8 protein-coding genes are annotated in these 13,087 nt (G+C 68.0%); 5 read left to right on the top strand and 3 right to left on the bottom strand.

Annotated features, from left to right (window positions below):
• Window positions 1-98: 98 nt before the first annotated feature.
• From JQX13_RS35635 to JQX13_RS35615, 5 genes are all read left to right on the top strand, one after another.
• Window positions 99-1,235 (top strand): MFS transporter, encoded by a 1,137-nt coding sequence (locus JQX13_RS35635; protein WP_203412362.1) that lies wholly within the window; start codon window positions 99-101, stop codon window positions 1,233-1,235.
• 91 nt (window positions 1,236-1,326) lie between these two features.
• On the top strand, window positions 1,327-1,968 hold the full coding sequence (locus JQX13_RS35630; RefSeq protein WP_203403903.1) for a PGRP and LysM peptidoglycan-binding domain-containing protein: 642 nt from the start codon (window positions 1,327-1,329) through the stop codon (window positions 1,966-1,968).
• A 17-nt stretch (window positions 1,969-1,985) separates the two neighbouring features.
• Window positions 1,986-4,121 (top strand): hypothetical protein, encoded by a 2,136-nt coding sequence (locus JQX13_RS35625; RefSeq protein ID WP_203403902.1) that lies wholly within the window; start codon window positions 1,986-1,988, stop codon window positions 4,119-4,121.
• A 116-nt stretch (window positions 4,122-4,237) separates the two neighbouring features.
• A complete protein-coding gene (locus JQX13_RS35620; RefSeq protein WP_203403901.1) occupies window positions 4,238-5,239 on the top strand; it encodes a hypothetical protein in 1,002 nt (333 codons plus the stop codon).
• A gap of 86 nt (window positions 5,240-5,325) precedes the next feature.
• Window positions 5,326-7,020 carry a hypothetical protein gene (locus JQX13_RS35615; RefSeq protein ID WP_203403900.1) on the top strand — a complete coding sequence of 565 codons (1,695 nt, stop codon included), beginning with the start codon at window positions 5,326-5,328 and terminating at the stop codon, window positions 7,018-7,020.
• A 54-nt stretch (window positions 7,021-7,074) separates the two neighbouring features.
• On the opposite strand, the gene JQX13_RS35610 is transcribed toward JQX13_RS35615, so the two are convergent.
• The 3 genes from JQX13_RS35610 to JQX13_RS35600 all read right to left on the bottom strand — a co-directional run bounded on the left by JQX13_RS35610 (window position 7,075) and on the right by JQX13_RS35600 (window position 13,002).
• Window positions 7,075-9,741 carry a phosphoenolpyruvate carboxylase gene (locus tag JQX13_RS35610; protein ID WP_203403899.1) on the bottom strand — a complete coding sequence of 889 codons (2,667 nt, stop codon included), beginning with the start codon at window positions 9,739-9,741 and terminating at the stop codon, window positions 7,075-7,077.
• A gap of 75 nt (window positions 9,742-9,816) precedes the next feature.
• Window positions 9,817-12,375 (bottom strand): DEAD/DEAH box helicase, encoded by a 2,559-nt coding sequence (locus tag JQX13_RS35605; protein ID WP_203403898.1) that lies wholly within the window; start codon window positions 12,373-12,375, stop codon window positions 9,817-9,819.
• 120 nt (window positions 12,376-12,495) lie between these two features.
• Window positions 12,496-13,002 carry a hypothetical protein gene (locus JQX13_RS35600; RefSeq protein ID WP_203403897.1) on the bottom strand — a complete coding sequence of 169 codons (507 nt, stop codon included), beginning with the start codon at window positions 13,000-13,002 and terminating at the stop codon, window positions 12,496-12,498.
• Window positions 13,003-13,087 lie beyond the last annotated feature (85 nt).

The following is a 13,087-nucleotide window of genomic DNA, read 5'->3' as shown; positions in this document are numbered from 1 at the left end:
GGCCGCGCCCCCTACACTCCGGGCTTGTTGAGCATGGGTCCGGAATGTAAGGGGCCCGCGTGGACTCTCATCGATTGCGTCCGGGGCTCGTGTGGCTGATGGCGGCCGCCGCGGGCCTCTCCGTCGCGAACCTGTACTACCACCAGCCGCTGCTCGGAGAGATCGGACGGACGTTCCAGGCCTCCGATCGGGCCCTGGGGCTCATCCCCGCCTTTTCCCAGGTGGGCTATGCCCTGGGATTGCTGTTCATCGTCCCGCTTGGGGATAGCCTCGAGCGGCGGCGCACTATCGTCGTCATGACCGCGCTGGTGAGCCTCGCGCTCATGGCCGTGGCGCTCGCGCCCAACATGCCGTGGATGGTGATCGCCAGCGGCGTGGTGGGCGTGACGACGGTGGTGCCCCAGTTGCTGGTGCCACTCGCCGCGCACCTCGCGCCCGAGACCCAGCGGGGACGCGTGGTGGGCACGGTGATGAGCGGGCTGCTCATCGGCATCCTCCTGTCGCGCACCGCCGCGGGCCTGCTCGGGGTGCGGTTCGGCTGGCGCGCCATGTTCTGGATCGCCGCGGCGCTGATGCTGCTCCTGGTGGTGGTGCTGCGGCTCACGCTGCCGAGCCAGGCCGCGAGCTCCACCCTGCCCTACCCGGCCCTGCTGCGCTCATTGGGGAGCCTGGTGCGTGAGGAGCCCCTGCTGCGGCTGCACTCGCTGCTGGGCGCGCTCACCTTCGGGAGCTTCAGTGCCTTCTGGGCCACGCTGGCGCTCTATCTCCAGTCGATGCCGGAGCACTACGGCCCGCAGGTGGCGGGGTTGTTCGGCGTGGTGGGCGTGGCCGGAGCCGTCGCCGCGCCGCTGGTGGGCCGCTACGCCGACGTGCGTGGAGATCGGCGCATCAACATGCTCGCCGTCGGCGTGCTGTTCCTCTCCTTCATCGTGCTCGGGCTGCTCGGCCACTCGCTGTGGGGCATCGGGCTCGGCGTCATCCTGCTGGACCTGGGAGCACAGGCCAATCAGATCGCCAACCAGGCGCGCGTCTACGCGCTGCGCCCCGAGGCGCGCAACCGGCTCAACACCGTCTACATGGTGACGTACTTCGCGGGAGGCGCCTCGGGAGCGTGGCTGGGCAGCATGGCCTGGAGCCACTGGGGATGGATCGGCGTCTGCGTCGTGGGCGGAGGCATGGCGCTCACGGGGTTGCTGGTGCTGGGATTCGCCGGGCTGCGGCGTCCGGCGGCCTGAGCGGGCGCCTCCTCGAAGGAGCCACGGAGCGCTTCCGCTGGAGGGAGCGGAGTGTGGCGGGTATGATGGAGTCCTTCGCGGGGGGTGAAGAATGTCGAAGGTCCATACGGTGAAACAGGGCGAGTGCCTGTCCACCATCGCCTGGTCCCACGGCTTCTCGGACTGGCGTACGATCTACGAGCACCCGGACAACGAGGAGTTCCGCCGCCTCCGGCCGAATCCCCACCTCCTCTATCCGGGAGACCAGATCCACATACCGCCCTTGAAGGCGAAGACGGTGAGCGCCAAGGCAGGGGCAACCCACGTCTTCACCTTGAAGCGGAGCCCCCGCCGGCTTCGCGTGGGCGTGCGCGACCATGACGGCACGGTGCTGGCCAATACGGACTACGTCCTGATCGTGCGGGGGCGAGAGAAGTCGGGGAAGACCAATCAGGACGGGCTGCTGGACGAGGAGATTGGCGATGCCACGCGGTGCAAGCTCGTCATCCGTGGACGAACGATGGAGCTGGCGGTGGGGGAGTTGAACCCCATGGAGCACACGGACGACGGGGGGATATCCGGAGCCCAGATGCGTCTGCGGAACCTCGGCTTCAACCCCGGACCCGTGGACGGGAAGATGGGTCCACGTACTGCGGCCGCGCTGAGCGCCTTCCAGCGCGTGCAGGGCCTGGAGGTCACGGGTGAGCTCGACTCCGCCACGCGCCAGAAGCTCACGGAACGATTCGGCTGCTGATACCCCACGGAGGCTTCATGTTCTTCCAGGTCGCTCCCGGAGAGACTGTCAGCAATTACGTTCAGCTCGCCCCCGCGGTGTGGTTGTTCCTCTATCCGAGGAGCCGTGACACCGTATTCCAATCCGGCGCGAGGCAACTCCAACGGCTGCTTCCGGGTTACAGCACCGCCGCGGAGCCCCAAGCGGCCACCAGCGACTCCGCGCGTTACTTCTACGTCGACGACACGACAGCCGATGAGAGCGGGCGAAGGCTGCTGCGCGACCTGCTCCCGGGATATAGCGCCGCCGACGTAGCGCCCCCCACCCTTCCTCCCGAGCAGTGCTTCGCCGCCCTCGAGAATCTCTTCTACATCGACATCGCGACCGCGGCGGCGGGAGGACAATTCGTCGCACGCCGGCGACTGACCCTCCTCGCCTTCAACCATGACGGCAGCCCCGCCTCGGGAATCCGCGTGGAGTGGTCACGCGAGCGGGGAAGCGCGGCGCTCCGCTTCCTCGACGCGAGTGGAACGGCGAAAGAAGCCCTCACCGGCAACGACGCGGTGACCACGGATTCCCATGGCATGGCCGAGGTCACCCTCCAGCACCCCTCGACCGAGGTGGCCGAGGCCGATCGGACCCTCCGTATCCTGGCGCAGGTGAGCTCCCTGGAAGTCGCGCTCGAGCTCCGCATCGTCCGCAACGAGCGGGCCACACAGCTGAACGATCTGTTGGCACAGGAGGCCGCCGAGCACCTCTGGGTGTTCCAACCCGTAGCCAACTCACGTACCCCGCGAAACGAGGGCATTGTCGAGCTCCAGGAGATGCTCAACGAGGTCGTCTCCCGGCACCGGGCCATCCAACCCTTCAATTTCATCCCGCTCGACGGAGTCTTCAGCGAGCGGACCCGGGATGTGCTGCGGAGCTATCTCACGCACTTCGCGACCATCGACGGGAAGGGAGACTACCCCTATGACCTCCAGGAGATCGGTCTGTCCCAGGAGCTCGAGGACTACCTGCGCAAACAATATGCGCCGTTCGATCCGGACACGGCGCAGGGGTGTGTCGTCGATCGCCACCTGCTGATTGGCGAACGGCGAGATACGGCGCCGGCCGCCATCGATGGGCTGGCGGAGCTCTATGAAGGGGTGGTCCAGCGGCTCAAGCAGGAGATGGTCCGGGTCGCCGACTCCTACATCAACAACAACACGTTCTGGCTCCACCGCACCACGCACCTGCCCTATCAGGCGGCGACCACCTGGTGCTTCCGGTGCACGGCGCAGACGACGCTGAAAGCACAGCCCACCCCCCAGGCTCCCGATCTGACGCTGGAGGGGGGGCCGCTCACCCTGACGCCGGGGGAGTGCTTCCCCTCGCCCGCCCTCCAGGGCAACTGGGCCCAGGTCGTCCATCCGGCGGGAACCGGCTGGGTACGCATGAACACGGGGCGCCGGATCCTGGATGACCAGAGCCTGGCGCAGAACGCGGGGACGCACGGAGGTGCCGGTGTGGCCTACAGCTTCGGCTGCAAGGATCTGCCCGCGACGTACGCCGCACGGCTGCGGGACAACGCCCACGCTCCCGCGGAGAATGGTGAAGGCAACCGGAGCCGTATCGCTTCCTGGGACGAGTACCAGCAAGGCCACCGCGTGGGCCGTATGTCGGCCGAGGATGGCTGGGCCGGCGACAACCAGATTCCCTACCACACGGGATGTGATTGCAGCGGCTTCACCCAGAACTGCATCACTGAATCCCTGTTGTCCAACAACATGCGAGTGGTCCCCCAGGGGCTGCTGTCGGCCATCCGCGTCAATACGAACCGCGTCCCGCTCGATACCGTCGGCTCGGGAGACTTCGTGGGCGCCACCGCCTACGCCCGCCCCATCCCCCATCCGGGGACGGATGACACCCTGAACTGGGTCCGACAGGGCGACATCATCGCGAATACCGGCCACATCGTGTGGTGCGCGGAGGAGCGCCCGAACGTCTTGAACAACAACAACACCTTCGAGGTCTTCAACGAATACGGGAGCTACACCTATCAACTCCCCAACGGTGTCACCGCTCCACTCGACACCCAGCGCTTCCTCCGAAAGGCACTCCGCATGCCCTTCCACTACTGGAGACGAACCCTGCAGGGTCTGGAACTCGGCAAGGCCTACATATGGAGATGAGACGCTCTTTGTCGCTCGGGGTGATGGTCTTCGCGCTCACCGCATGTCCCCCCTTCACCGGAAACTCCGAGGGAAAACCCAAGCAGCCGCCTGCTCCGAAGGCACGCGAGGCCCTTGTGCCCAACAAGCTTTATGAAGAACCCACGCAGCTCTTCTCCCTGACCCTGGCCAAGGAAGGGTTGACCTTCGTTCAGGACGATCTCGGTCCGGAGGATGCCCGGCGCCCGCTCCCCGTTCTCCATCCCCAGGGACTGTGGCTCTTCGATCGAGGCCCGGACGACCGGACCCTGCGCCTGCTGGCGTACGATCTCTCGGGGCACCGGCTCGGGGTGTACGACCTGGTCGCGAGACTCGGGTTGACGGCTCCTGGAGAATTCCTGGTCGCCACGGCTTCCGTCGACGCCCATGGCACGCTGCGGCTCCTCGCCTCGCGGCGCTTCAATGCGTCGGCCATGAAGATGGAGGACTTCGTCCTGGTGGGAGTCTCCCCCAAGGGCGAGCTCACGTCCGTGAAGGAACTGCCGGGCTTTCAATATGACGGCACCGCGTTCATCGAGGGCGAGTCCGTGCTCAACCTCGAGCGGGGTGAAGGCACCGCCGCCACCTGGGTCCTCTACCAGGAGGGTAAGAGGCGGACCCTGACGGGCTCGACGTGGGGGCGTCAGATCATCCGGGTGGACGGTGGAGTGTTGGAGGCGCCCTCCAGCCCATCGGCCCGCTTCCTGCGCATCTCGGATGGCACCCACGCGGCTATCAAGGCCGCGGGAGCTCCAGGGCCAGGCCTCATCGGCATCCCCGGCCGGGGAGACATCTTTGGAGTGGAGCAGCGCGCCTCCTACACTCGCCCGCCGGAGGGTGAGTGGTACCAGCAGGAGCGCACGGGCAAGGCGTTCTTCTTCGCTCGGAAGACGGGAGAGGTGCTCCCGCTCGGCTCCAGCCCGCTTCCGGCGAATCGGGTTCGAGGGCAGGCAGGGCAGGACTTCGTGGTGCAGCTCCTGAACCAGTCCTTCATCGACGAGCAGGGGCGGCTGTACGAGATCGCATGGACGCCGACCTCCTTGCGCGTGCTGCGCCATGAAATGACCCCACGCGAGAGAGAGCGGCTACCCAAGCCCTGAAGAGCGCCTCGCGAGTACGCTCCAGGACATTCCTTCCGTGGAGCGGGTAGAACCGGGAAGAGGGCCCTGCTAGCCCTCGCGCCGCCATGGCGGCTCGCGTACTCCCCTCCCGGTATCCCCTGCTCGTGGACGTCGGATGCCTCGGTGTCCTGCTCCTCGCGTCCTGGAAGCTGGTTCACGCTATCGAGCAGGTCCTCGACCTCGGCATGTGGGACGAGGCGGACTACCTGCGCCGGGGACTCATTCTGTCCTGGAGCTCCCTCCCCAACGCGGAGTGGGGGCCGCTGTACTCGATCTGGTATTCCGCCCTGTCCCGCGTCTGGGTGGACCCGGTGGCGCTCTACTACGCCAACCACAAGCTCCTGCTCCTGCTCACGGTGGGAGGCTCCTACGCCTTCATGCGGAGAATGGGGGCGAGGCCGACACTCGCGCTCCTCGGCTCGGCCATCTACCTGCTGTCGGCGGCCCCCCACACCCTTCCGAGGCCGACGCTCCTCGCCCTCCTCGTCCTGCTGGCCGTGTGGCTCGTCGCCTCCTTCGTCGAGTCGAAGGAGGGCTTCTGGGCCGTGGTGGCGGGGGGGCTGCTGCTGGCGTCCTTCGCCCGCCCGGAGTTCTTCGTGGCCTTCCTCCTCACCACCGCCGTCTTCCTGTTCCTCGTGGGCAGGAAGGTGCTCGGCGAGGGCCGCGCCGCGCTCCCACGAGCCGCGTTCCTCGTCGCGGGTTTCGGGCTCATCACGCTGGTGCTGCTCCTGGTGTTGGGCAACCCGTTTGGCAACACGAGCAACCGGCGGTTCTATGCCTTCTGCCAGCACTTCGCCGTCAATTACGTCGCGCGCACCCAGCTCCCCATCGACGCCTGGGGTGAATGCGATCAGGTGATCCACTCCGTCTTCGGGAACGTGGACAGCGTCGGTGCCGCGCTCAGGAGCAACCCGCGGGAGTTCTTCTGGCACCTCGGGGTCAACCTGAAGCGCTACTTCGTCGTCTCCGTGGGTCTCTTCTTCGCGGGGTATGGGGGCACTTCGGCGGTGGCCGGGGCGTGGACGGTGGAGCGTGTGGGGCGCCTGCTGTTGCTCGTGGCCGTGGGCTGGCAGATGGCGCTGCTGGCGTGGCGGTGGAGACGTTTCCGAGCGGCGATGGCGGAGCCACGGCTCCAACGCATCATCGGGATGCTGTTGCTCGTGGAAATCCCCATCGTGTTGTCCGCCATCCTGATCCAACCCCGGACCCATTACCTCATCATCCAGGGGGTGATGGTCGCGGCCGTCCTGGCCACACTCGGTTCCGTCCTGGGAACGTGGGATGAGCGCGAGCCCGTGGGTCGGGTACTCGGCGTGCTGTTGGGACTCGGGCTCTTGGTGGTCACCCCGGACCTCTCACTCGGCGCATCACCCGGAAGAACGGATGAGCACCTGCGAATGGTGCGGTCCATCGCGGCCCTCCGTCTGACGGAGCGGCTGGAACCCGGGAAGAGCCTCGGCATGATCGAGGCGCAGGGCGGATATGACGCCTACCTGGGTCCTCGCTATCGCCGGGTGTACTTGAACGCCGGCCAGGAGCCCTTCGGAGAGTTCCTCCGGAAGCACGAGATCGGGCTGATCCTCCTGGATGACGCGCTTCGCAAGCACCCGCGATTCGCCCGGGACGCGGAGTTCCTCGCCTTCCAGTCGAACCCGGAGGCGTTCGGCTTCTCGATGCATCCCCTGCCGGAGAAGGGAAAGGCCCTGGCCATCTCCAGCACCAGTGCTCCCGTCTCTCGCGCGAACGGATACTCCGACTGAGCGAGGGGAGAGACGACGCAGCCCCCTCGCACCGAGAACGGACCGGGATACGGCTCACCCGGTGTTGCGCATGCCCGCGGCGATGCCGCTCAGCGTGAGCAGCAGCGAGCGATCGCAGTTCGCCTCCCCTGCCCGCTTGCGCCGCATCAGCTCCACCTGGAGGAAGGACATGGGGTCCACGTAGGGATTGCGCAGCGCGATGCTCTGCCGCAGTTGCGCGTTGCCCTCCAGGAGGCGCGACTCGCCCGTCACCCGCTTCACCCAACGGCGGGTGCGCGAGTACTCGGCGCGGATGCGCTCCCACAGCGGGCGCGTGGACTCCGGCGCCAGCGCCGCGTACCGGGAGGCGATGGCCATGTCCGACTTCGCCAGCACCATGGCCACGTTGTCGATGACGGTGTGGAAGAAGGGCCACTGGCGGTACATGCGCTTGAGCAGTGCGAGCCCCTCGGGCCTCGATCCGTACTCCTCCAGCGCCGAGCCCACGCCGTACCAGCCCGGCAGGATGGCGCGGTTCTGCGTCCACGCGAACACCCAGGGGATGGCGCGCAGGGACTCCAGTCCTCCGGCGGCGCGCTTGCTGGGCCGCGAGCCGATGGGGAGCGCGGCGATCTCCTCGATGGGCGTGGCGGACTGGAAGAACGGCACGAAGCTCGGGTCCTCCCAGACGAGCGCGCGGTAGGCGCGGCGGCCGATCTCCGCCAGCTCGTCGAAGGCGGCGCGGAACGGGCCCTCTTCCTCGGAAGCCACGCGCGGCTGCGCATCGAGCGAGTGCAACAGCACCCCGCCGAGCACCAGCTCCAGCGTGCGCCGGGCCAGCTCGGGCCGGGCGTACTTGTGATCCAGGGCCTCGCCCTGCTCGGTGGCCTTGTACGTGCCCGCGACACTGCCGGGCGGGAGCGCGAGGATGGCCTCGTGCGCGGGGCCACCACCCCGGGCAACCGTCTCGCCGCGGCCGTGGAAGAGGCGCAGGCGAACCCCCGCCTCGTGGGCCACCTGGGTGAGCGCGGACTGGGCCCGGTAGAGCGCCGCGCTGGCGGCGAGCAGCCCCACCTCCTTGCCCGAGTCGCTGTACCCCACCATCACCTCCTGCACGCCCCGGGCTTGCAGGTGCTGGCGGTACTCGGGGTGGGCGAACAGCTCGCGTAGGATGCGGGGGCCATCGTCGAGTGCGCCGAGCTGCTCGAAGAGCGGCACCACGTCCACCGTGGCGCATCCGCGCCCCTCGTCCCACAGGCCGGACTTGCGCGCGCACGAGAAGGCGGCGAGCACGTCCTCGGCACTGGAGGCCATGGAGAGGATGAGCGTGCGGCAGCACCCCTCGCCCGACTCGGCCTGGGCTTCGCGCATCCGCTGCAACACGGCCAGCAACCGGGCACCGCCCTCGGTCGGCGCGGGCCCGCCCTCCAGCGACGCGGCGGCGCTGCGTGCGTCGTCCGCGGGCGCACGCACCTCCAGCTCGGCCAGGTGGAAGCCCATGGCCTGGACCAGGGAGACGAGGCGGCGCACCTTGCGCAACCCGCCCTGCCGGGCCTTGGCCTCGATGAGGGAGCGCTCGATGATCTCCAGGTCGCGCAGGAGATCCGCGGGCGAGCGATAGGCGACGGGAGGAAGGGGATCGGTGCGGCCGGCGCGGCGGCCCTCGACGTAGGCCAGGGCGGCCTGGAGGCGGGCCTCGATGAAGCGCAGCTTGCGGCGCCAGGGCTCGCCCACCGTGCGGGGTCCGTAGCGAGCCATCACCTCCGGCAGGTCCGCGGCGTCCTTCTCGAGCGAGGCCCGCAGCTCCTTCGAGACGAAGGCATGCCGCTCGGACTGGGTGAGCACCCAGCCCAGCTGAGCCACCTGATTCATCATGTTGCGCAGCCCGCGGGCCCGGTGGGCTCGCAGCGTGTCCGCGAGCACGTCCGGCGTCACCAGCGGATTGCCATCCATGTCACCGCCCACCCACGAGTGCAGGCGCACGGGCGTGGCGAGCACGCCCAGGGGCTCGCCGTAGGCGCGCTCGAAGGCCCAGTCGAGCGTCTCCGGCATGAGCGCGAGCTGCTCGCCGAGCACCTCCTCCACGTACCAGAGGACGTTCTTCACCTCGTCGCCCACGGTGGGGCGCTCGCGGCGCAGCTCGTCCGTCTGCCAGAGGGCGGTGATCTCCTCGCGCATGGACAGATGGGTGTCGGCCTTCTCGCGCGGCGTGAGGTGGCCGCGATCGCGGTTCTCCAGGAGCCGGGCGAGGCGGTAGGTCTTCTCCAGCACCGTGCGGCGAGACGCCTGGGTGGGGTGCGCGGTCAGGGTGAGCGTCACGCGCATGGACAGGAGCAGCTCGCGCACCCGCGAGGCGGGGACACCGGCCTGCCGCAACGCCAGCATCACCGCCTCGAGCGATGAGCGCTGGGGGCCCTGCTGGCTGAGGGCATGCTCCCGGCTGCGGCGCATGCGGTGGTGCTGCTCGGCGAGGTTGACGAGTCGGAAGTACGTGGAGAAGGCGCGCAGCACGGGCTCGGCCTGCCCCAGGGGCATCTCCCGCAGCAGCGCGGCCAGTTGCGTGGCGGCGGCCCGGCGCTCGGACTTCGGCCCGCGCCGACGTTGGATGGACAAGTGCCGGACGCGCTCCTCCAGGTCGAAGAGGGACTGCCCCTCCTGCTCGATGAGGACTTCTCCGAGCAGTCGGCCCAGGAGCCGGACGTCCCGGCGCAGCTGCAGATCGATATGACGAATGGGGGACATGCGGAATGCCAAGCTAGTGCCGCTCGCGCGCGGGGATCCACTACCGTGTCGAAGTCATTCGAGACTTCAACTTCCTCAGGTTCCGATACGACGCAGAGTGAGCAGCGGACCGTCGTCCACCTTACGTCCCGTGAGGTCGATGAAGCAGTCGAGCATCCAATCGCCGTGACCCTCGGGGTCCATGATGCGCTGTTGGACCTCCCACTGCCGCTCGCCCGCCTCCTTGAGGAAGGTGTTGGCCGGCCGGCGCGCCTGCGGCGTGAGCACCACGCTCCCGTTCGCCTCGAAGTAGGGGGCCATCGCCGCTTCCAGCTTCGCCGCCGTCCACTCCTCCCCTCCCGCGTCCAGCCGCAGCAGCGCCAGCGCGTCCGCGTAGCGCTTCTGCCCGAGCGCCCGCAGCAGCCGGTGCACCTCGTTGCGCACGTGCGCCGCGAAGGCGCGAGGGTCGTCGGTGAGATCCGTCGGACGGCGATCCGGAGCCTCCGCCCGCCGGAGGACGACCTCGCCCGGGTTCTTCATCCGCTCCCACTCGTCCAGCAGGCTCTGGTCGACGTGGCGGATCATCGCCCGCATCCAGTCGATGATCTCGTTGACCTCCTGGTTGCGATAGCGCTCGGGCACCGTCTGGGTGAGCGCCTTGTAGGCGTCACCGAGGTAGCGCATCAGCACGCCCTCGCTGCGCTGCAGGCCGTACTCGCGCACGTAGTCGTGGAAGGACATGTACCGCTCGTACATGTCGCGCATGATGGACTTGGGCCGGATGTTCTCCGCGCCCACCCACGGGTGCTTCTCCGCGAAGGCGTTGAACGTGGTGTAGATGAAGTCGCGGTTGGGCTTGGGCCACTCGAGCTTCTCCAGTTCCTCCATCCGCTCGTCGTACTCCATGCCCCGCGCCTTCATCTCGGCGATCTTCTCGCCCTTGAGCTGGTGCAGCTGGGCGTAGAGCACCACCTCGGGGTTCTCCAGGATGGACTCCACGAGCGTCAGCACGTCCAGCGCGTACGTCTCCGACTCGTGGTCCAGCTTGTTCAGCGTGTCCAGCAGGTACAGCGACAAGGTCTGGTTGAGCGAGAAGTCGCGCTGCAGCCCCGGCGCCACCGTGATGCTCGCGCCCGAGCCGCCCTCTCCCTTGTGCACCAGCACCAGGCCCGCGTTGCGCAGGGTGCGGAAGCAGGCCGCCGCCTCCTTCAGGTTCCTGCGCTTGATGTAGTCCGAGCCGTGCGAGCGGAAGATGAGCCGCACCAGCCGCTGGTAGCCCTCGGCGCCGCCCACCATCTCGCTCTGCAGCAGGTTGAGGAGGAAGCCGTGCGTCACCTCGAAGCGCGACTCCAGGGGCTCGGGGAGCCCGGTCTGAAGACGCTCGAAGGTGCTCTTGTCGTAGTTGACGAAGCCCTTCTGCGGCGGAGGCTTGCGGGGCAGGCGCTTGCCGCCCTTGGCCTCCTTCTGGGCGATCTTGACGTTCTCGATGACGTGCTCGGGCGCCTGCGCCACCACGCTGCCCTGCGTGTCGAAGCCCTTGCGGCCCGCGCGCCCGGCGATCTGCTGGAAGTCGCGCACGCTCAGCGTGGCCAGCTTCTCGCCGTTGAACTTGAAGAGCTGCGTGAAGAGCACCGTGCGGATGGGGATGTTCACCCCCACGCCCAGCGTGTCCGTGCCGCTGATGACCTTGAGCAGGCCCGTCTGCGCCAGCCGCTCCACCAGCAGCCGGTACTTGGGCAGCAGGCCCGCGTGGTGCATTCCAATCCCGTGGCGCAGGAAGCGCTGGAAGTCCTTGCCGTAGGGCGTGTCGAAGGGGGCCTCCAGCAGCGCCTGGCGGATGGCCTCCTTGTCCTCCTTGGTGGAGAAGTCCACGCTCATCAGGTTCTGCGCCTGCTCGGCCGCGGCGCGCTGCGAGAAGTTCACCAGGTAGATGGGCGCCTTGTTCTGGCGGATGAGGTCCTGGATGGTCTCGTGCAGCGGCGTCTCGCGGTACTCGAAGTCCAGCGGCACCGGGCGCTGAGCGCTGCGCACGCTGGCCACCTCGCGGCCGGTGAACTCCTGCAACCGCTCCTCGATGAGGTGCGTGTCGCCCAGCGTCGCCGACATCATCAGGAACGTGGTGGACGGCAGGGTGATGAGCGGAATCTGCCAGGCGATGCCGCGCTCGCGGTCCGCGTAGTAGTGGAACTCGTCCATCACCACGTAGTCCGCGCGCAGCATGGCGTCGCGCAGGGCCAGGTTGGCGAGGATCTCCGCCGTGCAGCAGAGGATGGGCGCCTCGCGGTTGATGGCCGCGTCTCCGGTGAGCAGGCCCACGTTCTCCGGGCCGAAGGCCTCGCACAGCGCGAAGAACTTCTCGTTGACGAGCGCCTTGATGGGGCAGGTGTAGTAGGACACCTTGCCCTCGGCCATGGCCTTGAAGTGCAGCGCCATGGCGACGAGCGACTTGCCCGAGCCGGTGGGCGTCTTGAGGAACAGGTGCTTGCCCCCCAGCAACTCGAGGATGGCCTCCTCCTGCGCCGGGTAGAGGGACAGCCCGGTGGACTCCACCCAGCCGACGAAGCGGCTGAGGATCTCATCGGAGTCCAGGGGACCCTGCGAGCGGTCGGGAAGCAGCGCCGCGAGCGGCGCACGGGGGGATTCGATCGTGACCATGAAGAGCGGACTCTAGGCGGGAGGCCGGACAGGCCGAGGGGAAAAGTGCACGACCCTGCCCGGAACCATCCAGGAGCAACAGAGGGCTCGCAACCCCCCATTCCGGAGCCCGCTCAGTGCTCAACGCACGTCATCGGCACGGAGGGTGAAGCCCGTATCGAACCCATCCGTGGTCGAGGTCTCGACGCCATCCTCTCCACAGACGAGCAACAGACCCGACCCGGCACCAGGCGACAACCCGGCGAGCGAGAGCGCTCGACGCAACGCCTCGTCGTTTTGCGTGTGAGCCCTGGGCATTCCCCGGCAGGCCTCGGACGCGACGGCATGGACGAGGTGGAGATTCCGGTACTCCCGAGCCCAGGACGCGAAGACGGAGAGCACCAGCGCGGACAGGACCACGGAAGCACCGCCCAGGACGAGCGTGCCGCCAGGCGAGCGCGGGAACATGGCCGCGATGGCCAGCGTCACGGCAGCGCCAATCAAGCCCTCGAACAGCGTCCCGAGGTGGAGCAGCTGCTCTGGATACGGCGAACGCGCGAGCAGCACCACCGCCACCGAAATCATGAGCAGCGCACACCCAGCCAGGAGTCGCCCTCTCACCGGGTACAGGACCTCATGCCGATTCATCGTTTCACCTGGCTTCGTGGCATCCCCATACGGGGAGCGACAGGGCGCAGCATATAACCTACAGGCGCCTACCTGCTCCACCCGT

The sequence above is a fragment of the Archangium violaceum genome, assembly GCF_016859125.1.
In the GTDB taxonomy this organism is placed as follows: domain Bacteria; phylum Myxococcota; class Myxococcia; order Myxococcales; family Myxococcaceae; genus Archangium; species Archangium violaceum_A.
Note: the sequence above shows the minus strand (reverse complement) of the source record. Positions and strands in the feature narration are given on the sequence as shown.